Raw genomic sequence first — 24,649 nt, 5'->3', positions numbered from 1 at the left:
CGCAGCCGGGCCAGCATCCGCGCAGGTCCTCGTCGCAGCCGGGCGCGCCCCGCAGCGCACGGGGCGGACTGCTCTCAGCGGTTCAGCGCCCCCGGCCCGGAGACGGTCGGGTCCCCGGCGATGCGGTACCGCCACGGGAAGCGCTCGGGATGGGAGGCCTCCTCGCGCAGCCCGATGCGCGGGCCGACGGCGAGCCGCGGATGCGGCATGAAAGGTTCCTGACCGGAGCGGCCGACGCCAGCGTGCTCCTCATCGACCTGATCCCGCGGATCCGCACGGCCCGTCAGGTGGAACTCGCCGCCGCTGCACAGGTCCAGGCCGTCATCGACGAAGGTCACGCCGCAGGCAACGGTGGCGCGGCCCGGTCCCCGCGCCAGGTCCCGCTCGCTGCGGCACACCCCGGAGGCACGTCGGCGCTCGAGGGCGATCTCCTGGCCGGCGATCACCTCACCGGCCCGGATCAGGCACCCGGTGGCGGTGCCCTCGGCGTCGGCCACGATGTTCATGCAGGAGTGCAGGCCCATGTGCCGGTACACGTACAGGTGGCCGGGCGGCCCGAACATGGTGGCGTTGCGCGCGGTGCGGCCCCGGTACGCGTGGGAGCCGGGGTCCTGCGCGCCCACGTACGCCTCCACCTCCGTGATGCGCAGCGCCACGCCGCGGCCGACGAGCACGCAGCCCAGCAGCAGGGGCGCCAGCTCCAGGGCGGGCCGGTCGAAGAAGGAGCGGGGGAGCGGACGGTGGCCGGGCAGGCCCGGCGGTGCTCCTGCATCGGCCGCGTGGGAGCCGGCTGTCTCGTATTCAGGCGAGGTCACTTCATCAGCCGCTTCACGGCCTGCATGATCTCCTCCATCTTGCGGTCCAGCTCCGCGGAGTCCCCGGACTGCGCTGCAGCGTGCACGCAGTGGTGCACGTGGTCGTCGACCAGCCCCACCGCGACGGACTGCAGGGCCTTGGTGACGGCGGAGACCTGCGTGAGCACGTCGATGCAGTAGGCATCGTCCTCCACCATGCGGTGCACGCCCCGCACCTGGCCCTCGATCAGCTTCAGCCGGCGCAGGTAGGCGGACTTGGATCCCTGGTAGCCGGGGTCGCCGTGCCGGCCGTGGTCGGACTCTGGAGCATGGTTCGAGCCACCGCAGCAGCCGGCGGCACCGGGGCTTCCGACAGGAGCCACCGGACTGGACGAGCCCGCGGGTTCGATGGGAGCCACGGGCGGAATGTCGTCGTTCATCAGCTGTCCTCCCCCTCGGCCTGCTCGAGGTGGTCCACCAGGCGGGCCGCGTAGCCGACGTAGGTGTGCGGGGTCAGCTCCAGCAGCCGCTCCCGCTCCGCCTCCGGCAGTCCGAGCCCCTCGATGAACTCGCGCATCGCCGCGCCGTCCACCCGCTGCCCGCGGGTGAGCTCCTTGAGCCGCTCATAGGGGCTGTCCATGCCGTCCACACCCTGCACCCCCAGGGTGCGCATCACCGACTGCACGGCCTCGCCCAGCACCTCCCAGTTGCCCTCGAGATCGGCGGCCATGGCCTGCCCGTCGACATCCAGGCCGGCCAGCCCCCGACGGATGTTGGAGATCGCCAGCAGGGAGTGCCCGAGCGCCGGGCCGATGTTGCGCTGGGTGGTGGAGTCGGTGAGGTCACGCTGCAGACGCGAGGTGACCAGGGTCTGGGACAGAGAGTCCAGCAGCGCCCCGGAGATCTCCAGGTTCGCCTCCGCGTTCTCGAAGCGGATCGGGTTCACCTTGTGCGGCATGGTGGAGGACCCGGTGCCACCCTGGGCGGAGAGCCGTTGGCGGAAGTACCCCAGGGAGATGTAGGTCCAGATGTCGGTGGCCAGGTTGTGCAGGATCCGGCCGGCGCGGGCCACGTCCGCGTACACCTCGGCCTGCCAGTCGTGGGACTCGATCTGCGTGGTCAGCGGGTTCCAGGTGAGCCCCAGGTGCTCCACGAAGCTGCGGGAGACCTGCTGCCAGTCCGTGCCCGGCACGGAGATCGCATGGGCGGCGTACGTGCCGGTGGCGCCGTTGATCTTGCCCAGGTACTCATCGGCCTCGATGCGGCGCACCTGCCGCGCCAGGCGGTGGGCGAACACCGCCATCTCCTTGCCCAGGGTGGTGGGGGTCGCGGGCTGGCCGTGGGTGCGCGAGAGCATCGGCACCTGGGCGGTCTCGCGGGCCAGGGCGGAGAGGTCGTCGATCACCTCGCGCAGGGCCGGCAGCCACACCCGCTCGATCGCGCCCTTGATCATCAGCGCGTAGGAGAGGTTGTTGACGTCCTCGCTGGTGCAGAAGATGTGCACCACCTCCGCGAGCGGCTCCAGGGAGGTGCCGGCCAGGCGACGCTTGATGTAGTACTCGATCGCCTTGACGTCGTGGACCGTCTCCTTCTCGATCTCCGCATGCTCGGCGATGCCCTCGGCGCCGAAGTCCTCAGGGATGGCGCGCAGCAGCGCGATCTCGTCCTCGGTGAGTGTGCGCAGGCCGGGGATAGCGCCGGCGTCGAGCAGGTGGATCATCCACTCGGTCTCCACCACCAGGCGGGAGCGGTTCAGGGCCGCCTCGGAGAGGTGATCGACCAGGGGCGCGGCCTGTGCGCGGTAGCGCCCGTCCAGCGGGGTCAGCGCGATCGGCGGAGTGATGTCGGCGAAGGAGTGGGCCATGGGGACCATTGTCCCATCACCTCGGGCCCGGCCGGCCGGGAGGTCCGCACCCCCGAGCGACCGGGTCCAGCTCGCTGCTCAGGCCTCGCGGCGCTCGCCGTCACCCAGCCCGGTCACGGCCTCCACGATCGCCGAGAGCACGCCGATCACGATGCCGGCCAGCAGCGCCCACCAGAAGGAGTCGAACTGCAGGGTCAGCCCGAACTGGGCCGAGATCCAGCTGGTCAGCAGCAGCATCAGGGTGTTGATGACGAGTTGGAACAGGCCCAGGGTGAGGCAGGTGATCGGCAGGGCCAGAAGCGAGAGGATGGGCCGCACGATCGTGGTCACCAGGGCGAGGATCAGGGCGATCGCGCCGATGGTGAGCACCTGGGTGAGCAGCGGGGCGCTGCCGTCGCCCAGGTGCATGCCCGGCAGGATCAGCGCGGTCACCCACAGGGCGAGGGCTGTGACGATGAGTTGTCCTAGGAAGCGCATGGGACCAGTGTCCCAGGTGAGCTCGGTGGAGTGCATGTCCCGAGGCGGTCAGGCATCCCAGGGGTTGACCAGCTCGACCTCCAGATGCTGGAAGTCCCGGGTGTTCCGGGTCACCACGCGCAAGCCGTGAGCGAGGGCGGTCGCCGCGATGAAGCAGTCCCGGTCAGGGCGCGGGTCAGGCACCTGCAGTGCTGCGGCACGCCGTGCCACCAGTTCGTCGACCGCGAGCACTCGGCCGTGGAAGGACTGTCGGACAGCGCCGTCCAGCCATCTGCGCAGGGCAGCGCCCTGCAAGGGATCGCGGCGCTCGAGCCTGCGCACTCCCAGATCCAGCTCGAACATGGTGATGGCGCTCAGGAACAGTGCGGTGGGCTCCTGCTCCCGGAACCATGCCACCACGTTCGTATCAGCAGAGGGCTTCCGGATCTCACTGATGACGTTCGTGTCCAGGAGATGCATCAGAACTCCGGCACCTTCGTGTCGATCCGTGCAGGGGTGAACTCGACATCCACGTCCTCGCTCATCCTGAGCCGGTTGAGGAGATCGTCCATGCCGCCCTGCGTGAGGCGCCTGTACTCCTCGAAGGTGAGGAGGACGAACGCCGGTTCACTGCGATCGGTGATGACGACCGGCCCGTGCGCAGCGGCGCGCTTGGCGGCGCTCACGTCCTGGTTGAACTGGCGAGACGTCACAGTTGTCATAGTGCCCTCCCCGTGATGTAGTTACGTACCTACATTGTTTCGCCCGTGCCGAGCTCCCGCAAGGGGTGCGGCCCTCTGGGAACGGAGGGCCTCGGCGCATACCGTGCATGCATGAGTTCGACTGCTCGGCTGTCCACGATCGTCCGCACCCCGGACGGCCGCGCCCTGCACATATACGGCCTGCGTCGAACCGGGGCGGGTGTGACGTCGACCGGGGAGCCGACCCAGGCGGCGGCCAAGACTCATGCCGTCCCATCCGGGTCGGCCTCGCTCCGCACCCTGGTGGTGCTGGAATCGGGACTGGGCGTGAGCGGGCGGTTCTGGGGACCCGTGCAACGGGCTCTCGCCGCATCCACGGAGGCCCTGGTCCTGGCCTACGACCGGGCCGGCCACGGGCGCAGCGATCCGGATCCGGCCCCGCGCACCCTGCAGCGCCTGGCCGATGACCTCGAGACCGTGGTCCATGTCGTCCCGCACGACCGCCTGCTGCTGGTGGGGCACTCCTGGGGCGGGCCGATCGTGCGCACCCTCGCCGCCCGCCTCGCCGCCCGAGGCGCCCCACCCGCCGGCGTGGTGCTGGTGGACCCCGCCGACGAGAACTGCGACCTCTACTTCGCCCGATCCACTCGTGCCAGCGGGGTGCTGCAGGACCTGCTGTACATGCCCCTGGCCCTCACCGGGCTGCTGCAGCCGCTGGGCCGCGCCATCCTCGAGGGTCTCCCGTCGGCCGATCGTGACGCCGCGGCCCGCGCCTCCTCCACGCTCGCCGCCGCCCGCGCCACCATCGCCGAGAACCGCATGTTCACCCGCGAGATGCGGGGCCTGCTCAGCTCGCCGCCGGATCTCGGGGAGGCACCCGTGACGATCATCTCCGGCACCTCCACCAGCCAGTTCGACGACCGGATGCGGCGACTGCTGAACGAGGCGCACCGGCTCAGCGCGCAAAGCCTCCCGCGCGGGCATGTGGTGGAGGCGGATCGCTCCGGGCACATGGTGCCGATCACCGAACCGCAGCTGGTGGTGCGCGAGATCCGCGCGCTGCTGGATGCCTGAGACGCCGCTGTTGCCATGCTACCGCCTCGGCATCGCAGCGAGACCGCGGCAGGAACCGTCAGGGAACGGTGGCGCAATCGGGCGCTGCCGCGGCCAGACGGGCATCGAGTGTGAGCAGGCGGCAGCCGATGACGCGTGCCAGCACCACGTACATCGCGTCGTAGGCCGTGAGGTTGTGCCGGAGTGCCCAGACGGCCGGCAGCCGGTCGATCATCGGCACCTGTTCCACACCCAGCTGCTGGAACTCACGGAACGCCCGGAGCGCGTCGTCCTCGGTCAGATGGCCGCCCAAGGACCAGCCCCGCACAACAGAGGCCACCTCGGCGGTGAGGTGCTGGGGTGCGATCAGATCGTGGCCCTCGAGATGCGGAACGGCAGATGCACCCCGAGCAGTGCCGAGCAGGACCTCGGCGACCACCGACGCGTCGACCACGAGGGTCATGCGCTCGGCCGCTGCTGGGCCAGCACAGCTTCTGCCGGTGGGAGCTCACGCCGCCCCCGCTCGGAGATGCGGGCCAGCAGCTCGGCGCGACTGGGCTGGGTGGCCAGCCGCTCGAGCTCGTCGAGCAGGTAGTTGCTCAGCGATTTGCCCTCGAGTGCGGCCTTCGCCTTGAGTGCCCGACTGGTCTCCTCAGGAACATTGCGCACCTGGATCGTTGGCATGCACCAAGCATAGGTGGCATGCAGGGTGCATGCACAGCCCATCCCTCGGCCTGCCCGGTGCGGTGATCTCGATCGGGCATAACCTGAGGCCATGACCGCTACACCGCGCTCCGAGTCGATCCGACTGCGCTCCGCGCTGGAGGCGCTGCCCGCCTACGTGGCCGGCAAGCCCGCTGCCGACGGGGAAGGCCATCGGTTCAAGGTCTCCTCGAACGAGTCGCCGTTCCCTCCGCCCGCGGCGGTGCGGGAGGCCGTGATCACCGCGATGGACAGCGCGAACCGCTACCCCGACATGGGTGCGGTGGCCCTGCGGGAGGCGCTCGGTGCCCTGCACGGCGTGGACCCCACGCAGATCGCCGTGTCCACGGGCTCGGTGGCCGTCTGCGGCGATCTGGTGCGCGCCGTCGTCGACCCCGGCGACGAGGTGGTCTTCGCCTGGCGCTCCTTCGAGGCCTACCCGATCCTGGTGGGCTCCCACGGTGGGGTCAGCGTCCCGGTTCCCCTGACCGCCACCTTCGAGCACGACCTCGAGGCCATGGCCGCCGCCATCACCGACCGCACCCGCCTGGTGCTGCTGTGCACACCCAACAACCCCACCGGGCCCTCGCTGACCACCGAGCAGATCCGCGTCTTCCTGAGCCGGGTGCCGGAGCACGTGGCGGTGGCCCTGGACGAGGCCTACCGGGAGTTCCACGACCCCGACTCCGTGGCCGAGACCGCCACGATCTTCCGCGACCATCCCAACGTGGTGCTGCTGCGCACCTTCTCCAAGATGCAGGGCCTGGCGGGCCTGCGGATCGGCTACGCCGTGGCCCACCCCCGGCTGGCCCGTGCACTTGGCCAGGTCACCGTGCCCTTCGGAGCGGGATCCCTGGCCCAGGCCGCGGCCCTGGCCAGCTGCGAGCCGGCCGTGATGGCCGAGCTCGAGCAGCGGGCCGCATGGATCCGTGAGGAACGCGCGCGCGTGGCCGATGCACTGCGGGCGCAGGGCTGGGAGCTGCCGGTGAGCCAGGGCAACTTCCTGTACTTCCCGCTGGCCGAGCGCAGCGCGCAGTTCACCGCCTTCGCCGAGCAGCGCGGCCTGGTGCTGCGGGCCTATGGGGTGGACGGTGTGCGTGCCACCATCGCCGAGCAGGAGGCCAACGACCTGCTGATCGACATCTGCGGCCAGTGGCGCGAGCGCGACGCGCAGGCCTGAGAGGCGCCGACGGTCCACGGCAACCCACTGGGGCCGGTACGCCCCGAGCGGCCCTTGGGCGTACCCTCCTGGCGGCGGACCGGCAGGACCGAGCCGGATCGAGGAAGGAGCAGAGCCGATGAGCAGCGTCAGCGCGCCACGTCTGGGAGGCCCGCGGGCCTACGTGGTGTGGATCGCGGCCGTGCTCACCTACGCCTCGGCAGTGCTGCAGCGCACCACCATGGGTGTGGCCGGACTTGACGCCACCGAGCGCTTCGGCGCCTCCGCCACCATCGTCTCCACCTTCGTGGTGGTGCAGCTGCTGGTGTACGCGCTGGCGCAGGTCCCGGCCGGCCTGCTGCTGGACCGGTACGGCTCCCGGGTCACGCTCGCCGCCGGCGCCGTGCTGATGGCCGCCGGTCAGCTGCTGCTGGCCCACGCCGACACCGTCACCGTGGCGATCCTGGCGCGAGTGGTGGTGGGTGCGGGGGACGCCCTCACGTTCTCCAGTGCCATCCGCCTGGTGCCGGCCTGGTTCCCCGCCGCCCGGGTCCCCGTCCTCACCCAGCTCACCGGGATCCTGGGCCAGGTGGGGCAGATCGCCTCCGCCGTGCCCTTCGTGATGATCCTGTCCCTGCACGGATGGACCCCGGCCTTCACCGCCTCTGCCGGGGTGGCGGCCTGCGGAGCGCTGCTGGCACTTCTCCTGGTGCGAGCCACCCCACCTGGGACGCGCCGCCCCACCGTGAAGCAGGACCTTCGGCGCATCCCCCTGGTGCTGGGACGCATCCTTCGCCACCCCGCCACCCAGCTCGGATTCTTCACCCATCTCACCTCCGGGTTCCCCGGGATCGTGTTCTCCATGATGTGGGGGTTCCCGTACCTCACGGCGGGAGAGCGGCTGCCGCTGCCGGTGGCATCCGGGGTGATGACGGTCCTGGTGATCGCGGGCATCGTCTCCGGGCCCGTGATCGGCGCGCTCACCCAGCGCCACCCGCTGCGACGCTCCACCCTGGTGCTGCTGATCATCGCCACCATCCTGGTGCCGCTGATCGCCCTGGTGCTCTGGCCGGGACCCGCCCCTATGTGGCTGCTGATCGTGCTGGTGGCAGGCCTGGCGATCGGCGGTCCCGGTTCCAACGTGGGCTTCGACTTCCCGCGCACGGACCTGGCCCGGCACCGCCTGGGCACCGCGACCGGTGTGGTGATCATGGGCGGTTTCGTCGGCGGCCTGGTGGCGATCCTGGTGATCGGCCTGGTGCTGGACGCCCTGCGTCCCGACGGTGCCTACGACCTGGAGGCCTTCCGCATCGCCTTCGCGGTGCAGATCCCGCTGATCCTCGCCGGGATCACCGGGATGCTGGTGAGCCGCCGCAACCTGCGCCGCCGCATGGCTGCCCGCGGGCAGGTGGTCCCGCCGTGGCGCGAGGTGCTCCGCAACGGCCGATGGCGGAGGATCTGACCCCCGTTCCGGATGCCGCCGGCCATCCCGGGGGACGCTCGTGGCGTGTCGGCCCGGGAACGATCACTAGGCTGGTCCGCAGCCACCCGCCCGGTGCCGCGTGGCCGTGACCCAGCCCCGCAGCCCTGCCTCCATTTCGTCGTTCTTCCAGCTCAGGAGCCTTCCATGACGTTCACTCTCGGCATCGTCGGCATCGGCCAGTTCGGCTCCCACTTCGCGGAGCTGTTCGCCGCTCACCCCGAGATCGACGCCCTCTACGCGGTGGACTCGATCCCCGAGCGGATCGACGCCGTCGAAGCACGCGGTGTGCCGTTCGCCGGGCGCTTCGACACCCTCGAGCAGCTGCTGGACTCCGACGTGGACGCCGTGGCGATCTTCACCCAGCGCTGGACCCACGGCCAGCACGCCCTGGCCGCCCTGCGCGCCGGCAAGCACGTGTACTCCTCCGTGCCGATGGCCATCGAGGAGGAGGAGATCCGTCAGATCACCGAGGAGGTGCAGCGCAGCGGCCTGGTGTACATGATGGGCGAGACCAGCCAGTACAACGCCGCAGTGGTGCTGGCCCGCCGCCTGTACCGGCAGGGCGTGTTCGGTGAGGTGTTCTACGCCGAGGGCGACTACGTCCACGACATGGACCTGGGGTTCTACGACGCCTACAAGTACTCCGGCGGCGAGCAGTGGAAGTCCACCGCCTCCTACCCGCCGCTGCTGTACCCCACGCACTCGATCGGCGGCATCCTGGGCGTGATCCCGAACCACGCGGTCTCCGTCTCCGCGATCGGCCGCCCCGACACCCGTGGCGACGGGGTGTTCGACAAGAGCGTCTCGATGTTCGGCAACGACGTCTCCAACGCCTTCGCCCTGTTCGAGATGGACAACGGCGGCGCGTTCCGCACCAATGAGCTGCGCCGCGTTGGCTACCCCTCCCACAAGCGCGAGTCCCGCTTCCGGTTCTTCGGCGAGGAGTCCTCCTTCGAGGAGACCGTGGAGGTCACCTACTGGCACGACAAGCAGCGGGTGCTGGAGGTGACCGACCTGATCGCCACCGGCGCCACCATGAGCCTGGACGATCCGCGCCTGGCCGACGTCTCCCCGGCCCTGCGCGACGCCTTCGTGGCCGGTGCCGCCCCCGCCCACCACCAGGCGCGCCTGCCCAAGGAGCTCCAGGGCAAGCCCAACGGCCACGAGGGGGCCCACCACTTCCTGGTGGACGATTTCGCCCGCGCCGTGGCCGACGGCATGCAGCCCATGGTCAACGCCTGGCAGGCCGCCCGCTACACCCTGCCCGGGGTGATCGCCCACCAGTCGATGAACCGGGACGGCGAGCGCCTGCCCATCACCGACCTGGGCGACTGCCCCCTGCCGGTGCAGGACCTCGACGTCGACCAGGAGCCGCTGGACCTCGAGGCCCTGTTCGCGGCGCAGGATGCACGGAAGGGCTCCGCTGTGCAGTGAGGAGCTGCCGGGCCGTGACCGGGAGCGTGCTTCCTCTCAGTCGGCGTCCGACTCGGTGTACGCCAGTCCCAGCAGCGTGCCGTCCTCGGCCACGGTGATCTCCGCTCGGGTTGCACGTCCGGTGCGTTCCTCGATCCGGGAGACATGCAGGACACGCCCGATCAGCCTGGCCTGCGGGGGGCCGGCGCGGGTGAGCTCCCCGTACACCGCCGGGACGGCGTCGAAGGCGCGTGCCACGCCGCCGGCGCGCGGGCATGTGGCCAGGATCGACTGCGTCTTGTGAAGTGGATCACGCCGTTGGTACGCTCGCGCCCAGGCAGTCACCGGGCGAGGGGGAGCCATGGATCTGATCTGGTGGATCGTCATCGTTCTCACCGTGCTGATCGGCGCAGGGGGAGTGCGCCGGGCCCGCAGTCAGAGTTGACTGGGCCCGCCGCTGCGTGCGGGTGGCCCTCTGGCTGATCCTCTTCGGCCTCGTGGGCGCGGTGCTCCTCGCTGGTCCCCTGCTCGCGATGAGGGGCGGCGAGGAGATCGGCACCGATCTCCCCCGTGGCACCGACGAGGCCATCGCGGCCGGGCTGGCCACCTGCGCCGGCATTCTCGTGTTCGCGTTCGCCGTGGTGGCGAGGGTCCTCGCACGGTGGGATGCGCGGCTGCCGGAGAGTCCGCTCATGCTGGTGTACGTCGCCCTGCCCTGCATCCTCCTCGCCGTGGTGACTCTTGCAGCGGGGATGCGCGCGTGGCAGTCGCGTCCAGCTGCCGCGATCGTGAGCAGCAGTGGTCCCTACGGCGCGCCGGAGTCGGTCGGCGAGGCTCCTCCCTCTCACCCTACGGAACCGTAGGTTACGATCGAGCGGTGAGCGCGTTCTCGACCACCATCCCGCCTGTCGCCGACCAGGAGCCGATGACCCAGCTCCTGGCTCCCGACGGCACCCGGACCCCCCACGAGGAGTTGGACGCCGTCCTGGCGGGGCACAGCACCGCATCCCCCGCAGGTGCCGCTGAGGGCGATGCGTCAGCGACCGCCGACCCCGGACCGGACCTGGCCTCCCCGGAGCGCCTGCGCGGCTACTACCGCGACATGGTGATGATCCGCGCGGCAGACCTCGAGGCCACCTCGCTGCAGCGGCAGGGCCAACTGGGCCTGTGGGCCAGTGCGCTCGGGCAGGAGGCCGCGCAGATCGGCGCCGGGCACGCGGCCCGCACCCAGGACTACCTCGTCCCCACCTACCGCGAGCACGGGGTCGCCTGGGCGCGCGGCATCGAGCCGATGCGCCTGCTGGAGATGTACCGCGGGATCTCCCACTGCGGCTGGGACCCGTACGAGCTGCGCACCCACCCGTACATGATCGTGCTGGGCTCCCAGGCCCCCCATGCCGTGGGCTACGCCATGGGCCTGCAGCGCGACGGCCTGGTGGGAACCGGCGACCTCGACAGCGACACCGCGGTGCTGGCCCTGTTCGGCGACGGCGCCTCCAGCGAGGGCGAGGTCTCCGAGTCCTTCACCTTCGCCGCCTCCTTCCAGGCACCGGTGGTGTTCTACACCCAGAACAACCAGTGGGCGATCTCCGTGCCCACCTCCGTGCAGACCCGGGTGCCACTGGCCCAGCGCTCCCGCGGCTGGGGCATCCCCTCGATCCGGGTGGACGGCAACGACGTGCTGGCCGTACTCGCCGCCGTGCGCTCGGCCATGGACGCGGCCCGCGCCGGGGAAGGGCCCCGCTTCATCGAGGCCATCACCTACCGCATGGCCGCCCACACCACCAGCGACGACGCCTCCCGCTACCGCAGCAGCGAGGAGGAGCAGCAGTGGGCCGACAAGGACCCGATCCTGCGCCTGCGCCGCCACCTCGCCCAGCTCGACGAGATCGACGAGACCTACGTGAAGGCCTGCGAGGAGGAGGCCCACGACCTCGCCATGCGCCTGCACCACTTCATCCACGACATGCCCGATCCGGACCCGGTAGCCATGTTCGACCACGTCTACGCGGAGCCCCATCCCGTGGTGGAGCGCGACCGCGAGCAGTACCTGCAGTACGTCGCCCAGTTCGAGGGCGACGCAGACAGCACCGAGGGATCCGGCGCGACGGGCGGGGGGAGCGGCCGATGAGCACCACCAGCAGCACTCTTCCCATCGCCAAGGCGATCACCGCGGGACTGCGCGACGCCATGCGCGCCGATGACCGCGTGCTGATCATGGGGGAGGACGTGGGCGTGCTCGGCGGCGTCTTCCGCGTCACCGACGGTCTGCACGCCGAGTTCGGCTCCCAGCGGGTGGTGGACACCCCGCTGGCCGAGGCCGGGATCGTGGGCACCGCCGTGGGCCTGGCCTACCGGGGGTATCGGCCCGTGGTGGAGATCCAGTTCGACGGCTTCGTGTTCCCGGCCTTCAACCAGATCACCACCCAGGTCGCCAAGATGCACTACCGCACCCAGGGCCGGGTGAGCCTGCCGATCGTGATCCGCATCCCCCACGGCGGCGGCATCGGCGCGGTGGAGCACCACTCCGAGAGCCCCGAGGCACTGTTCGCCCACACCGCGGGACTGCGCATCCTGGCCCCCGCCACCAGCCAGGACGCCTACTGGATGACCCGCCAGGCCATCGAGAGCGACGACCCGGTGATCATGCTGGAGCCCAAGCGCCGCTACTGGGTCAAGGGCGACGTGGATCCCGACCACCGGCCCGAGCTGTCCCCCTGGGAGGCAGCCGTGGCCCGCCCCGGCACCGACGCCACCCTGCTGGCCTGGGGCCCCAGCCTCCCGCTGGCCCTGGAGAGCGCCGAGGCCGCGGCGGCCGAGGGCGTCGACCTCGAGGTGATCGACGCCCGCTCGCTGGCACCCCTGGACCTGCCCACGGTCTACGAGTCGGTCAAGCGCACCGGCCGCCTGGTGATCGTGCACGAGGCCCCCGTGCTCGGAGGTCTGGGCGGTGAGATCGCCGCCCGCGTGGCCGAGGAGTGCTTCTACCACCTGGAGGCGCCCGTGCTGCGAGTGGGCGGCTACCACACCCCTTACCCGCCGGCCCGCATGGAGCACGCCTACCTGCCCGATCTGGACCGGGTGCTGGACGCCGTGGATCGCGTCCTCGCACACTGACTGTTCCCACCCCCGTGGAAGGACCATCCCATGGCTGACCCCACCGACCCCCAGGCATCCAGCTCCGCGCCCGACAGTCGGATCGTCCGCATCAATCTCACCGACCCCGGTGAGGGCCTCACCGAGGCCGAGATCGTCGACATCAAGGTCTCCGTGGGCGACACGATCGCCATCAACGACGCCGTGATCGAGGTGGAGACCGCCAAGAGCGCCGTCGAACTGCCCAGCCACGTCGCCGGCACCGTCACCAAGGTGCTGGTGTCCATCGGTCAGGAGGTGCCCGTCGGCGCCCCGCTGTTGGAGATCGACACCAGCGGCGGCCCCGCCCCCGAGCAGAGCCCTGCCGCCGGAGACGCCGTGGAGGCCACCCCGCAGGAGACCGCCCAGGCCGCGGAGCAGGACCCCGGCAAGGATCCCGACTCGCAGCGGGACGCCGACCCCGGGCAGAGCGTCGGTTCCGCGCAGGACGCCGGTTCAGCGCAGGACACCGGGGCCGACGGGGCCGCGGAGGACGCGGAGCAGGACCAGCCCAAGAACCTGGTGGGCTACGGCGCACCGTCGGCCCCCCAGCGCCGCCGGCGCCGCCGCACCGCCCAGGAGGAGGACACCCAGGTCCCCATCGACCGGATCCTCGCCAAGCCGCCCGTGCGCAAGCTCGCCCGCGACCTCGGCATCGCGCTCGCCGACGTGCTGGCCACCGGGCCCGATGGCACCGTCACCCGCGAGGACGTGCTGGCCGCCCAACAGCGCGCCATGAGCGGCGACACCGTCACCGTGCACGACGGCCAGTACTTCCCCGAGGAGTCGCCGCAGGCCCCCGAGGGCCTGGACGCCGCCATGAAGTCCAGCCGCCACCAGCCCTTCGCCGGCGTCACCAGCGACGAGCGCACCACCCGGGTCCCGATCCGCTCGGTGCGCAAGCGCACCGCCGAGGCGATGGTGGCCTCCGCCTTCACCGCCCCGCACGTGACCGTGTTCAACGAGGTCGACATGACTGCTGCCACGCGCATCGTGCAGCAGCTGCGCGGTTCGCGCGAGTGGTCCGGGGTGAAGGTGAGCCCCCTGGTGGTGGTGGCCAAGGCGCTGCTGGTGGCGATCCGCCGCAACCCGGAGGTCAACGCCTCCTGGGACGAGGACGCCGGCGAGATCGTCTACAAGCACTTCGTGAACCTCGGCATCGCCGCGGCCACGCCGCGGGGTCTGATCGTCCCGAACATCAAGGACGCCCACCTGATGACCCTGCGGGAGCTGGCCGAGGAGATCGACGAGCTCGCCAAGACCGCACGGGCCGGTCGCACTCCGCTGTCGGCAACCCGCGAGGGCACCATCACCATCACCAACTTCGGCGTGTTCAACATCGACTCGGGCACCCCGATCCTCAACCCCGGCGAGTCGGTGATCCTGGGGATCGGCGCCATCAAGGAGAAGCCATGGGTGGTGGACGGCCAGGTGGTGCCCCGGCAGATCGCCCAGCTCGCCCTGAGCTTCGACCACCGCCTGATCGACGGGGCCCTCGGTGCCGAACTGCTGCGCGACATCTCCGCCGTGCTGGAGGACCCGGCGCTCGGACTCGTGTGGGGATGACCGCTGCGTTCGACTCCTCCGTCTCAGCGGGCCCGCACCCGAGGCCGGCGGTGACCGCGATCCGGTGCGCCTCGGTACGCTGAAGCGGTGACCTCCCCCTCTCCGCGCCCGACGGCCCGCCGCGATGACGCGCGCATGCACACCGCCGAGATGGACGCGCTGCGACTGGAGGACAGCACCGAGGCCGAGACCCTCAGCTCCGGTCCTCCGCGGACGCCCCTTCCCTCCCGGCAGGTCGTCCTCCTGGTCGCGGCCGGCGGGGCGCTCGGTGCACTGCTGCGGTTCCTGCTGAGCGCGGCCGTACCGAGCCTGGCCACGCCCACCCTGGTGGAGCTGCCCTGGGCGACCCTGCTGGCCAACGCGCTGGGATGCCTGGGGCTGGGGGCACTGGTCGGAGTGCTCGAGGTGCGGCCGGGCAGGCCTTGGATGCAGCCGCTGCTGGGAACCGGCCTGTGCGGGGGCTTCACCACCATGTCCACGGCAGTGCTGGACGGGGCGGCCATGATGGGTGCGGACTTCGCGATCCTCGCCATCGTCTACGCCACCCTCTCGCTGGTGCTCAGCATCGGCGCCCTGGTGGTGGGCATGCTTCTCGCGCGCTTCCTGGCACGCCGTGGTCCGGAGCAGGTGAGCGCATGATCTTCCTGCTGAGCATGCTCGTGGTCGCCCTGGGCGGCGCCGGGGGAGCGGCCAGCCGTTGGGGCCTGATCGTGCTCATGGAGCAGCGTGCCGCCGCCCGCGAGAGGTCCGGCCGCGGGCACCTGCCCACCGGCCTGGAGATGATGCCGTGGGCGACCTTCCTGGCGAACCTCCTGGCCTGCCTGCTGCTGGGAATCCTGGTGATGCGGTTGGGATCGGTCGGAGGGCCCCTCGAGCTGCTGTACCTGCTGCTGGGCGTGGGGTACTGCGGGGCCCTGTCCACGGTGGCCACCGCGACGCTGGACGTGGTGAACCTGGTGCGGCGCGGGGCGCCGGTGCTCGGGCTCGGTTACGTGCTGTTCACCATCGGCACCGGCATGGCCGCCCTATGGCTGGGCCTGGTGATCGGCTCGTGACCGCACCCCCCTCCCGGCGCGGCGCCCGCGACGCTGCAGCCCGCCGCTCTGACGCCGACTCCCGTCCCGACCGCTCCCCGCTGGTCCCGGCCCTCATCGGAGGCGCCGTCCTGCTGGTGCTCGCCGCGATCTCGGTGCTCGCGGCCGACGCCGCCGGGGCCGGCAACCCCGTGCTGCGCGATGCAGGACTGATCGCCCGCACCGGGGCGCCTGTCGCCGCCCTGATCGCCGACCTCGCCGGCGCGATGTCCCTGGGCGGGGCGCTGCTGGCCGGATGGCTGCTGCGCGAGGAGGCCGACCGCTCCCGCGCCATGCTGGTGGTGGCGGTGACCGCGGGCGTGACCACGGTGGCGCGCGGCGTCGCCCTGCTGTTCTCCTACGCGATCGCCACTGGACAGCCGGTCGGATCGGACCGATTCGGCTCCGACCTCAGCGTGTACCTGGCCACGGACCTGGGGGTGTGGCTGCTGACAGCCCTGCTGGTCAGCGCCGCAGCCACCGCTGTGGCCGTCACCGGGTCCTCCCGGGGCCTGGCCCGCGTGGTCACCGTGATGATCGCCGCCGTGGCGTTCTGCGCCGCCATGACCGGGCACGCCTCCGGCGGGGACACCCACGAGGTCGCCACCTCCACCATGATGGTGCACCTGCTGGCCGTGGGCATCTGGCTGGGCGGCCTGGCCGTGCTGCAGCTGCTGCCGGCCACCTCCCGGGACGATGCCGCCGTGGTGCGCGGCTACTCCCACCTGGCCCTGATCGCCTGGATCGCCCTCGCCCTTAGCGGCGTATGGGCGCTCGCGGTGCGCATGAACTCCCCGGCCGAGCTGCTCACCCACCCCTATGTGCAGATCGGCGTCGCCAAGGCCGTGCTGCTGCTGGCGCTCGGCGTGATGGGCGCTCTGCAGCGTCGCCAGATCGCCACCGGCCTCGCTCGCACCGCTGACGATGGGCAGGGCCTGCCGCCGGTGGCGGTGTACCGCAGGCTCGCCCTGACGGAGCTGGTCCTGCTGGGGCTGGCCGTGTCCCTGGCCGCGGCCATGAGCTCCTCCCCGCCGCCGGCCGAGGCAGTCCCTCCGCCTCCGGGCCCGGCCGCCGTGCTCTCCGGCTACCCGCTGCCTCCGGCCCCGGAGCTCACCACGGTGCTCACCCAGTGGCGGCCCGACCCCTTCGGCATGGCCCTGGCCTGCGCCCTGCTGCTGTGGTGGTGGCGCCCCGCCGCGCCGTCCCGCGAGCGGGCAGCGAGCATGCGCCTGGTGGGAGGGGCTGCGCTGCTGGTGCTGGTCACCTCCGGTGCACTGAACGTGTACGCCAAGGTGCTCGTCTCCGCCCACGTGCTGCAGCACGTGCTGCTGCTGTCGGCAGGCGCCCTGATCGGCAGTGCGCTCACCGTGCCGGCACCTGTGCGCGTGCTGGTGCGGGGACGCACTTGGCTCGCCGCCCTGGTGGCCGCCGCCCCGGTGGCCCTGCTGATCGCGGTGTACGCCGGGCCCGGGCTGCGCGTCGCGCTCGAGAGCCACGTCGCCCATCTGGGGCTGCAGGTGCTCGCCCTGGTCGGTGGCGTGCTCGCGGTGCTGCTGGTGCGCACGGTGCTTGAGGAAGCCCCTGCCACCGAGGTGGCCAGCAAGCGTCGACGCTCCACGGTGGCCCGTGCCGCGCTGGTGGCGGGCGCGCCGCTCCTTCTGCTCGTGGTGGCGGGCATCGCCCTGTCCACCACGGACATCCTGCTGGCGGCCACCTGGTTCGGCGCGACGGGTCGGCAGTGGTGGCCGGACGCCCTGGCCGACCAGCGCAGGGTCGGGATCCTCGTCACTGGTCTGGCCGTGCTCTGCGCGGCGGTCGTTCCGGTCGTGCTCCGGAGGGGTCGCCGCCAGGCGGCCGGTTCGCAGCTCGTCCTGAAACCAGGAGTGCGCACCACAACCGGGAGCTGACAGTTCGATCCGGCGCTGGTGCGGGGATCCCGCGGGGATCCCCGCAGTGCGCATCAGTGATGCATGATGCGTGCATCACTGATGCTACGCTGAATGCATGAGAACCACCGTCAATCTCACGCCGGATGTCGAGGCCGAGGTCGCCAGGCTCCGTCGCGAGCACGGGCTGGGCACCAGTGAAGCTGTGGTCACCCTTGCGCGACGGGGGATGCAACGCGGCAGCGCGCGGCAGCGGTTCGTCCAGCGCACCGAATCGCTCGGAGCTCGCATTGATGTCAGGAACATCGGCGAGGTCCTGGACACTCTCGATCACGAATGATCGTCGACGCCAACATCCTGCTCTATGCGGTGGACGAGTCAGCTCGGGACCACCCCTCCGCCAGGTCCTTCCTCGAGGAGCACCTCAACGGTGAGGTGAGGATCGGACTTCCATGGCAGAGCCTGTCGGCGTTCCTGCGCATCGCCACGCACCCCCGGATCATGGGCACGCCCTTGTCGGCACCCACCGCAGCGGTCTTCGTGGACGACTGGCTCGGGGCCCCCGCGGCGTGGATGCCCGATGTCACCCCGGCGAGCTGGTCGATCCTGCGTGGCCTGATGGAGAAGCACGATGTGACCGGCAACCTGGTTCCCGATGCCCAGCTCGCGGCTCTGGCCATCCAGTACGGGGTGCCGGTTGTCAGCGCAGACTCCGATTTCGCCCGATTCACGGACGTCACGTGGCTCAACCCCTGTGCACGGTGAATGACTTGGGCAGGTGCCCATCGATCCGAGCGCACGGCACGGCGCATTCCGTCCTGCGCGGGAGCTGACGAACCGGCTCGGAGTGACGTTCCCGCGGGAACGCCTCAATGCTCCCGGTGGAGGATCGCCCCGAGCCGTGCCGCGGGCGGGTCAGGCGAACAGCGACCGCACCGTGCGCAGGCGTCCCAGCAGGCGGTCGCGGTCCACGAACGGCACCACACGGCCCTCGGAGGAGTCGGCCGGATTGCGAGTGGCCGGAGGCGTGGACTCGGCAGCGCGGCGGTTGACCGGGGCCGTGCCCAGCTTCTCGGTGATCCGGCCCAGCAGGCCGCCGCCCTTGCCCGCGGTGGTCACCGGCACCGCGGAATCGGAGCCCGCGCGGGCGCGGTGGAACTGGGTGAGGGCGGGGGAGCCGTCGCGCACGGCCTTCATCAGGTAGGCGGCGATGTCGGCCTGTTCCACCAGGATCGGCAGCACCCCACCGGAGACCCGGTTCTGACCGAGCACCACCAGGTCGTCGCGACCCCGTGGGAACGCTCCCAGGAACAGGTCCAGCTCACCGCGGGCGGTGCGGGGGATGACGTCCTCCGGGAGGTGGTCCGCACCGGTCTCGTACCCGGTGGCCAGCACGATCAGGTCGGGCCGGTAGTCGGATTCGTCGGCGTAGACCACCGTGCCGTCGGCCCGTACCCCGGTCACCGGGGCGATCGGGGTGATGCGGCCCTCGCGGATCCGGTCCAGCACGTCGTCGGAGATGATCACCGCGTCCTCCAGGACGCTCGCGGACGGCTTGGGCAGCCCGACGTCCGACGGGTCCCCGGCCATCCGGCCGATGACCGTCTGTGCGATCGCGTCGCTGAGCTTCCCGAGCGCGGCGGGCTCGCGGGAAGCAGCCACGTCCCCGGGCATGCCGGCGATGTGGCGGGGCACGATCCAGTGTCCGGTGCGCACGGACCAGCGCACCTCCAGGGCGCGACGGGCGGCGTCCACCGCGATGTCGGCCGCGGACTGGCCGGACCCCACCACCAGTACGCGCCTGCCCTCCAGGCCGTCGGCGCCGTTCCACTGCTTGGAGTGGATCACGTGGATCGCGGGATCGACCTCGGCCGCCCAGGCGGGGAGGTGGGGTCGCTCGGAGATGCCGTGGGCGGAGATCACCGCGGCGTAGATGTGGATCTCCCCGGTGGAGAACTCCACCTGCCACACGCCCTCGGAGAACGGGCGCGCAGAGCGCACCTCGACGCCGGGCCGGAAGTGCTCGGTGAGGTCGTAGCGGGCCGCATAGGCGCGCAGGTACTTGCCCATCTGCTCGGGCCGCAGGTAGTCGGGGAAGGACACCGGCTGGATCATGTCCTCGTACTGCGTGAAGCGGCGCGAGGAGACCATCTCCATCGAGCGCCAGGTGGGGGAGTCCTCCCGCTCCTCGTTCCAGATGCCGCCCACGTGGGCGGAGCGGTCCACCAGGTCGAAGGGCACCTCCAGGGCCTTCAGGGCGGCGGCGGCGGCGAGTCCCGCGGGACCGGCGCCGATCACCAGCACCTTCTCGCGGGTGGGGACCGGGTCGTGGAGCTCGGACATCGAGGGGCCTTCCGGATCGGGCGTCGGGCGGGTGCACGCGGAGGTGGCTCCGGCACCGTGCCCAGCGGCAAGCAGACGTGCACCATCCTAGGCGCTGGCCTGGAGAGCTGCGCGGCCTCAGCCCAGGGCGGTGACCACCACGGACACGCCAAGGGTGATCAGGATGGTGACCGTCACGTGGGCCAGGACGGCCTGATCGCGCACCAGCTTCCGTGCCGCCGACGTGCGCGGCAGGAAGTCGCCCACCCCGGCGGTGGTCTGGATCAGCGTCGCGGCGTACACGTAGTCGCGCATCGAGCGCTCCGGCCCGGGCGTGGCATGCAGGTCGAAGGCGTCCCCCCAGGCGTCCTCCGCCACGTACTCCAGGGCGTAGGTCATCACCGAGCCGATCCAGGCGGAGACCAGCGCACCGATGGTGAAGGCGAGCAGGATCGGGATGGCGATGCCGGACGGCCTCATCACCATCAGGGCGATCGCGATGCCCGCGCTGAGCATCAGCTGCAGCACCTCCATCACGGGCCCGCCGTACCCCGTCACCCACCGGTACAGGCGCCGGTAGCGCTGCACGCGCAGCAGCCGCATCGAGGCCACCAGGCGGTTGCGCGAGACCCCGGTCGTCGCCCAGTAGGTCAGCGCGGCGTTGATGACACCGAACGCGGCGACCGTGGCGATGGTGATCAGCATGGCGGCCGCGGTGGCATCGGCCTGATCGTCGGCCAGCACGTAGTTCAGCTCGGGGATCGTCAGGACGAGCACCATCGTGATGGCGGTGGCGATGCCCATGGCCAACAGCACCCGCAGGCCGGGGGAGAGCAGCCGCTGCCGGAGGGTGCGGGAGCGGCGTCGCTCCCGAGCGGGACGGGGACGCGCCGGCCGAGGCTGCCGCACCGATGCGGGGCGAGCGGGCTCGGCCCCGGCCTGCTGGGAGGGTGCCGTGGCGCCGGCCGACGACGCGCCGGCATTCATCGGTTCTGCCCACCCGCCATCTCGGCAGCCATCTCGGTGGCCAGGCGCACCGCTCCCGGCAGTCCGGAGGAGACGGTGCGGTGCTCCCGGCCCTCGGCGTCGAACCCGGTGACCACCTCGTCCCGGATCGGACCGGGGGTGGCAAGCACGGAACCGGCCAGCACCACGGGCAGGCCCAGGGAGGGGTCCATCTCCCGCACCGTGGTGCAGAAGTGGCGGATCGCGGTATCGAGGATCTCCCGTGCGGCCGGATCCTCCAGCACCGTGCCCGGCAGGGGAGCGAAGCGACCCAGCCCCGCCGGGTACCCGGCCGGGGCGATCCGGTCCACGGCCCGGATCAGGTCCTGGCGCACGTCGCCGGTGGGGGAGGGCGGCAGCAGGCCGTCGCGCAGATCCAGGTCCAGCATGTCGCCCACCCGCTCGGTGAGCAGGGTGCGGCGACCGCGACTGTCGAGGTCCGCGGCCACGGCCTGCACGGTGCGGCGGCCCAGCCACACCGCTGAACCGATGTCCCCCAGCAGCCACCCCATGCCGTCGCGCCGCTCCACTGCCCGGCGCTGCCGGTAGGTGACCGCAACGGCCCCGGTCCCGGCCAGCAGCAGGATCCCGTCGTCCCCCACCTCGCCGGCCAGGAACGCCACCAGGTGGTCGTCGGTGACGGTGAGTCGGGAGGCGTCGATCCCCAGCGGCGCCGCGGCCTCGTGGGTGGCGCGCTGCACTTGCTGATGCTGCGCGGGTCCCGCCCCGGCGAAGGCGAGCACCGCGTGGCTCACCTCGTGCCCCGACACCTCCCCGAGCGCGTCGCGCATGGTGGCCGCGAGCGTCGTGAACGCCTCCGGACCGCTCGAGCGCAGGTTGCAGCCCGGGCCGGTGGCGGCTCCCAGCAGTTCCCCCTCGGTGGTTGCGGTGCGGGCGTCGGTGCCGGACGATTCGGCACCGGAGGTGCCGGGAACCGCCCGCACCTCGATGCGGCTGCTGGTGCCCCCGATGTCCGCAGCGAGGACGATGCGCCGTTGATCCCGTTCCATATTGGCTCCGATCGTGTTAACTTCTGTGATGCATCACCTGAGGCAAAAGTTTATTCGATCCCGCAGGGGCCTGGCTCAGCCGCGAGCTTCAAAGGAGTTCTCATGATCGCACGACGTCGTGTTCTCGCAGCCGGTTCGCTGAGATATGAGGCACTAGCGCCGCGTCACCAGCATCACCGTACCGGTTGTCCGTGGTGATCTACTTTGTGCTGGTTCAGCGCAGCCTTGCCCTCGGTCTCACCTCGGGGACGGTCAAGGGATGAGCACCTGGGATCGCGATGCGCTGGGTGTGCTGCTGGCGTCGTTCAACGGCACCGAGGTGCCGGACCATCTCGAGGAGCCCCTGCGCGCGGGCCTGGGCGGCATCATCCTGTTCGCCTTCAACACTCCTGACGCTGCCACCTGCGCACAGCTCTCCCGTGACCTGCACCGGATCGAGCCGGAGGTGCTGGTCGCCGCCGACGAGGAGGGCGGGGACGTCACCCGGCTGCAGGCCGGAGTCGGCTCCTCCCTCCCCACGGCCTGGGCCCTCGGCGAGGTGGACGACCCCGATCTCACCCGCGCCGCCGGCAGAGCACTGGGTGACCTGCTGGCCGCCTGCGACATCGACCTGGACCTCGCTCCCGTGCTCGACGTGTCCACCGACCCGAAGAACCCGGTGATCGGCACCCGTGCCTTCGGCGCCGATCCCGACCTCGTGGCCCGCCACGCCCGTGCCATGGCCGGGGGCATCCGCGATGCGGGCGTGGGGGTGTGCGGCAAGCACTTCCCGGGCCACGGCGCCACCCACGTGGACTCCCACACCGCGCTGCCCACGATCGAGCTGGCCCGCGAGCAGTTCGAGTACGAGCACCTCGAGCCCTGGCACCTGGCCCCCTGGATGGACGCAGTGATGACCGCCCACGTCCAGGTGCCCGCGCTCGGCGAGGGGCCGGCCAGCATCTCCCCGTGGGCTCGCGAGGTGCTCGACGAGATCTGCGGTGAGGGCGGCTTCCGCGGACTGCTGATCACCGATGCCCTGGACATGGCCGGGGTCTCCGGCCCCATCGGGTACGGCGAGGCGGTGGTGCGGTCCGTCGAGGCCGGGGCCCACCTGCTGTGCCTGGGCACCTCGATCCGCCGCGACGACGAGCAGATGCTGCGCGAGGCCCACGACGCCCTGGTCGCCGCTGCCGACTCCGGGCGCATCCCTCGCGACGTCCTCGCTCGGCGCGCCGCCGAGGTGCGGCAGCGCCGCGGATGGATCCGAGAGCGCCGGCACGGCATAGGCAGTCCCGATCTCACGGGCGCCCTGATCGCCCTGGAGCGCGTCGGATCCGAGGCTGCCGCCCGTGCGGTGCGGGAGCGGCGCAGCGCCGGTGCCCTCACCGGCGGGCCCGTGGTGATCGCCGATGCGCGCCGGCGCCGCGACCACGCCTCCGGCAGCCGCCGCAGCGTCCTGGCGGAGGTGCTGCGAGAGCGGGGCGTGCAGGCACAGGAGGCGGGCTACCCCGCGGACCTCGCCCGACCCGGTACGGATGCGCTGGTGATCACCCGCCTGCCCCGCTCGGACCGCGAGGAGCAGGCACGGCTGGCCGAGCTGCTGCGCCTGCGTCCCGACGCGATCCTGGTGCACGTCGGGGTCCCCGACGCCGCCCACCGCCACGACAGGTACGTGCTCGCCCACGGCGCCGGCCGCGCCTCGATGGTGGCTGCTGCGGAACTGCTGCTGGGACGCGCCTGCTCGATGGGGCGCCCGTCCTCGACGGGAGGGTCGGGCCGATGAGGGTGCTGGGGATGATGTCCGGCACCAGCCTGGACGCGATCGACGTGGCCCTGGTCGAGTTCCGGCGCGACCAGGACGATCCTGCCCTCGCTCACGCCCGGATCCTCCACCATGGCGAGCACCCCTGGCCGGTGCGGCTGCGCCGCGACCTGCTGGCCGTGCTGCCCCCGGCCACCAGCGACGTGGGCACCTGGTGTCGCCTGCACGCACAGGTAGGGGAGGCCTTCGCCGATGCCGCTCACGCTGCCCTGGAGGGTGGTGGCGCGGAGCTGATCTGCACCCACGGCCAGACCCTCTACCACTGGGTGCAGGATTCCCGCGCCGCGGGCACCCTGCAGATCGGCGACGCCTCCCGCATCGCCCTCGCGACCGGTGTGCCCGTCCTGTACGACGTGCGCTCGGCCGATGTGGCCCGAGGAGGGCACGGGGCGCCCCTGGTGCCGATCCTGGACCAGCTGGTGCTCGGCGACCGCCCCACTGCAGTGGTCAACATCGGTGGCATCGCCAACGTGTCCCTGGTGGGCGCGGGCGAGGTGATCGCGGGGGACATCGGGCCCGGGAACGCTCTGATCGACGCTGCCGTGCTGAACGGCACCGGCGGTGAGCAGGCCTGCGACCTCGACGGGGCCCTGGCCCGCGCAGGAAGCATCGATCAGGAGCTGCTGGCGGCACTGCTCGCCGACCCGTTCTACGCCGCGCCGATGCCCCGCTCCACCGGGCGCGAGCAGTTCGACGCCGCCTACGTGGACCGCCTCGCCGCGGCCCGCGGCCTCGCGCTGCCGGGCCTGCCGGACCTGGCCGCCACGCTCACCGAGCTCACCGCCACCACCATCGCCCGAGCGGTGCTGGACCTCGCCCCTGAGCGCGTGGTGCTCACCGGCGGGGGGATCCACAACCCCGCACTGCGGGAGCGGCTCGAGGACCTGCTGGCCGGTCCGGTCATAATGGACGCCGAGAGCGCCGGGCTCCCGGCGGATGCCAAGGAGGCCGTGCTGATGGCACTGATCGGCTGGCTCAGCGCCGAGCAGGTCCCCGCCGTGCTTCCCCGCGCCGACGGCACCGCGATCACCGGTGCGAGCGGGCCCGCCGTGCTGGGATCCCTCACCCCGCCCGGGGCGCTCCCCGCCGCCCAGCATCCCGGCCGGCCCCTGCGCCGCCTGCACTTCCCCGCCATCCCGACTCCCGGCGATCCCTGACACCGCAGCCCTGCCACCCCCACACCTCGACCCGACCACGAGCCCACCCCCGCTCCTCGACCCACC

General features: G+C 71.7%; 27 protein-coding genes. 15 read left to right on the top strand and 12 right to left on the bottom strand.

The genetic code is table 11. The annotated features are described in order from the left end of the window. Positions 1-74: 74 nt before the first annotated feature. The 6 genes from M3B01_RS09310 to M3B01_RS09285 form a co-directional block, all read right to left on the bottom strand. Complete coding sequence (locus tag M3B01_RS09310) at positions 75-815, bottom strand: DNA-3-methyladenine glycosylase (RefSeq protein WP_259791512.1); 741 nt, start codon at positions 813-815, stop codon at positions 75-77. Beyond that, on the bottom strand, positions 812-1,234 hold the full coding sequence (locus tag M3B01_RS09305) for a metal-sensitive transcriptional regulator (RefSeq protein ID WP_259791510.1): 423 nt from the start codon (positions 1,232-1,234) through the stop codon (positions 812-814). The genes M3B01_RS09310 and M3B01_RS09305 overlap by 4 nt, the downstream gene beginning before the upstream one ends. After that, a complete protein-coding gene (gene purB / locus M3B01_RS09300) occupies positions 1,234-2,658 on the bottom strand; it encodes an adenylosuccinate lyase (RefSeq protein WP_259791508.1) in 1,425 nt (474 codons plus the stop codon). The genes M3B01_RS09305 and purB overlap by 1 nt, the downstream gene beginning before the upstream one ends. Positions 2,659-2,736: 78 nt before the next feature. Then, positions 2,737-3,171 carry a phage holin family protein gene (locus M3B01_RS09295; RefSeq protein ID WP_259791506.1) on the bottom strand — a complete coding sequence of 145 codons (435 nt, stop codon included), beginning with the start codon at positions 3,169-3,171 and terminating at the stop codon, positions 2,737-2,739. A 12-nt stretch (positions 3,172-3,183) separates the two neighbouring features. Beyond that, on the bottom strand, positions 3,184-3,594 hold the full coding sequence (locus M3B01_RS09290; RefSeq protein ID WP_193865312.1) for a type II toxin-antitoxin system VapC family toxin: 411 nt from the start codon (positions 3,592-3,594) through the stop codon (positions 3,184-3,186). After that, a complete protein-coding gene (locus M3B01_RS09285) occupies positions 3,594-3,836 on the bottom strand; it encodes a type II toxin-antitoxin system Phd/YefM family antitoxin (protein ID WP_193865313.1) in 243 nt (80 codons plus the stop codon). The genes M3B01_RS09290 and M3B01_RS09285 overlap by 1 nt, the downstream gene beginning before the upstream one ends. 111 nt (positions 3,837-3,947) lie before the next feature. On the opposite strand from M3B01_RS09285, the gene M3B01_RS09280 reads away from it, so the two are divergent. Beyond that, the gene (locus M3B01_RS09280) at positions 3,948-4,889 is read left to right on the top strand and encodes an alpha/beta fold hydrolase (RefSeq protein WP_259791503.1); all 942 of its coding nucleotides are present in this window, start codon (positions 3,948-3,950) and stop codon (positions 4,887-4,889) included. Between the two features lie 58 nt (positions 4,890-4,947). Here M3B01_RS09280 and M3B01_RS09275 read toward each other — a convergent pair whose 3' ends face one another. After that, positions 4,948-5,331 (bottom strand): type II toxin-antitoxin system VapC family toxin, encoded by a 384-nt coding sequence (locus M3B01_RS09275; RefSeq protein ID WP_259791502.1) that lies wholly within the window; start codon positions 5,329-5,331, stop codon positions 4,948-4,950. After that, on the bottom strand, positions 5,328-5,552 hold the full coding sequence (locus M3B01_RS09270; RefSeq protein WP_259791501.1) for a FitA-like ribbon-helix-helix domain-containing protein: 225 nt from the start codon (positions 5,550-5,552) through the stop codon (positions 5,328-5,330). The genes M3B01_RS09275 and M3B01_RS09270 overlap by 4 nt, the downstream gene beginning before the upstream one ends. Positions 5,553-5,643: 91 nt before the next feature. Here M3B01_RS09270 and M3B01_RS09265 point away from each other — a divergent pair, with 91 nt between their 5' ends. The 3 genes from M3B01_RS09265 to M3B01_RS09255 all read left to right on the top strand — a co-directional run bounded on the left by M3B01_RS09265 (position 5,644) and on the right by M3B01_RS09255 (position 9,646). Then, positions 5,644-6,750, top strand: coding sequence for a histidinol-phosphate transaminase (locus tag M3B01_RS09265; RefSeq protein ID WP_259791500.1), 1,107 nt, complete (start codon positions 5,644-5,646; stop codon positions 6,748-6,750). 118 nt (positions 6,751-6,868) lie between these two features. Next, positions 6,869-8,191 carry a nitrate/nitrite transporter gene (locus M3B01_RS09260; protein ID WP_259791499.1) on the top strand — a complete coding sequence of 441 codons (1,323 nt, stop codon included), beginning with the start codon at positions 6,869-6,871 and terminating at the stop codon, positions 8,189-8,191. Between the two features lie 165 nt (positions 8,192-8,356). After that, positions 8,357-9,646, top strand: coding sequence for a Gfo/Idh/MocA family protein (locus tag M3B01_RS09255; RefSeq protein WP_193865319.1), 1,290 nt, complete (start codon positions 8,357-8,359; stop codon positions 9,644-9,646). 36 nt (positions 9,647-9,682) lie between these two features. Here M3B01_RS09255 and M3B01_RS09250 read toward each other — a convergent pair whose 3' ends face one another. Further along, the gene (locus M3B01_RS09250) at positions 9,683-9,883 is read right to left on the bottom strand and encodes a hypothetical protein (RefSeq protein WP_259791497.1); all 201 of its coding nucleotides are present in this window, start codon (positions 9,881-9,883) and stop codon (positions 9,683-9,685) included. A 209-nt stretch (positions 9,884-10,092) separates the two neighbouring features. Here M3B01_RS09250 and M3B01_RS09245 point away from each other — a divergent pair, with 209 nt between their 5' ends. The 9 genes from M3B01_RS09245 to M3B01_RS09205 all read left to right on the top strand — a co-directional run bounded on the left by M3B01_RS09245 (position 10,093) and on the right by M3B01_RS09205 (position 18,050). Beyond that, entirely contained in the window at positions 10,093-10,488 is a 396-nt protein-coding gene (locus M3B01_RS09245) for a hypothetical protein (protein WP_259791495.1), read from the top strand. 14 nt (positions 10,489-10,502) lie between these two features. Continuing rightward, on the top strand, positions 10,503-11,756 hold the full coding sequence (locus M3B01_RS09240; RefSeq protein WP_259791493.1) for a thiamine pyrophosphate-dependent dehydrogenase E1 component subunit alpha: 1,254 nt from the start codon (positions 10,503-10,505) through the stop codon (positions 11,754-11,756). Continuing rightward, positions 11,753-12,742 carry an alpha-ketoacid dehydrogenase subunit beta gene (locus M3B01_RS09235; protein ID WP_102234789.1) on the top strand — a complete coding sequence of 330 codons (990 nt, stop codon included), beginning with the start codon at positions 11,753-11,755 and terminating at the stop codon, positions 12,740-12,742. Before M3B01_RS09240 ends, M3B01_RS09235 begins: the two co-directional genes overlap by 4 nt. A 30-nt stretch (positions 12,743-12,772) precedes the next feature. Further along, the gene (locus M3B01_RS09230) at positions 12,773-14,326 is read left to right on the top strand and encodes a dihydrolipoamide acetyltransferase family protein (protein WP_259791485.1); all 1,554 of its coding nucleotides are present in this window, start codon (positions 12,773-12,775) and stop codon (positions 14,324-14,326) included. Positions 14,327-14,413: 87 nt separating this feature from the next. Continuing rightward, complete coding sequence (locus M3B01_RS09225) at positions 14,414-14,965, top strand: CrcB family protein (RefSeq protein WP_259791482.1); 552 nt, start codon at positions 14,414-14,416, stop codon at positions 14,963-14,965. Beyond that, on the top strand, positions 14,962-15,381 hold the full coding sequence (locus tag M3B01_RS09220; protein ID WP_259791480.1) for a CrcB family protein: 420 nt from the start codon (positions 14,962-14,964) through the stop codon (positions 15,379-15,381). Before M3B01_RS09225 ends, M3B01_RS09220 begins: the two co-directional genes overlap by 4 nt. Further along, positions 15,378-17,306 (top strand): bifunctional copper resistance protein CopD/cytochrome c oxidase assembly protein, encoded by a 1,929-nt coding sequence (locus M3B01_RS09215; RefSeq protein WP_259791478.1) that lies wholly within the window; start codon positions 15,378-15,380, stop codon positions 17,304-17,306. The genes M3B01_RS09220 and M3B01_RS09215 overlap by 4 nt, the downstream gene beginning before the upstream one ends. A 97-nt stretch (positions 17,307-17,403) precedes the next feature. Then, the gene (locus tag M3B01_RS09210; RefSeq protein WP_259791474.1) at positions 17,404-17,625 is read left to right on the top strand and encodes a CopG family transcriptional regulator; all 222 of its coding nucleotides are present in this window, start codon (positions 17,404-17,406) and stop codon (positions 17,623-17,625) included. Next, complete coding sequence (locus tag M3B01_RS09205; protein ID WP_193865327.1) at positions 17,622-18,050, top strand: TA system VapC family ribonuclease toxin; 429 nt, start codon at positions 17,622-17,624, stop codon at positions 18,048-18,050. The genes M3B01_RS09210 and M3B01_RS09205 overlap by 4 nt, the downstream gene beginning before the upstream one ends. Positions 18,051-18,200: 150 nt before the next feature. Here M3B01_RS09205 and M3B01_RS09200 read toward each other — a convergent pair whose 3' ends face one another. From M3B01_RS09200 to M3B01_RS09190, 3 genes are all read right to left on the bottom strand, one after another. Continuing rightward, the gene (locus M3B01_RS09200; protein ID WP_259791470.1) at positions 18,201-19,628 is read right to left on the bottom strand and encodes an NAD(P)/FAD-dependent oxidoreductase; all 1,428 of its coding nucleotides are present in this window, start codon (positions 19,626-19,628) and stop codon (positions 18,201-18,203) included. Positions 19,629-19,745: 117 nt separating this feature from the next. Beyond that, positions 19,746-20,594 carry a DUF1345 domain-containing protein gene (locus tag M3B01_RS09195; protein WP_259791467.1) on the bottom strand — a complete coding sequence of 283 codons (849 nt, stop codon included), beginning with the start codon at positions 20,592-20,594 and terminating at the stop codon, positions 19,746-19,748. After that, entirely contained in the window at positions 20,591-21,622 is a 1,032-nt protein-coding gene (locus M3B01_RS09190) for an N-acetylglucosamine kinase (RefSeq protein WP_259791465.1), read from the bottom strand. The genes M3B01_RS09195 and M3B01_RS09190 overlap by 4 nt, the downstream gene beginning before the upstream one ends. Positions 21,623-21,881: 259 nt before the next feature. On the opposite strand from M3B01_RS09190, the gene M3B01_RS09185 reads away from it, so the two are divergent. After that, the gene (locus M3B01_RS09185) at positions 21,882-23,387 is read left to right on the top strand and encodes a glycoside hydrolase family 3 N-terminal domain-containing protein (RefSeq protein WP_259791463.1); all 1,506 of its coding nucleotides are present in this window, start codon (positions 21,882-21,884) and stop codon (positions 23,385-23,387) included. A gap of 14 nt (positions 23,388-23,401) precedes the next feature. Next, positions 23,402-24,583: an anhydro-N-acetylmuramic acid kinase gene (locus tag M3B01_RS09180; protein ID WP_259791460.1), complete on the top strand. Its 1,182-nt coding sequence runs from the start codon at positions 23,402-23,404 to the stop codon at positions 24,581-24,583. Positions 24,584-24,649 lie beyond the last annotated feature (66 nt).

The organism is Brachybacterium sp. p3-SID957, from assembly GCF_025144775.1.
GTDB classification, from domain to species: Bacteria; Actinomycetota; Actinomycetes; order Actinomycetales; family Dermabacteraceae; genus Brachybacterium; species Brachybacterium epidermidis.
Note: the sequence above shows the minus strand (reverse complement) of the source record. Positions and strands in the feature narration are given on the sequence as shown.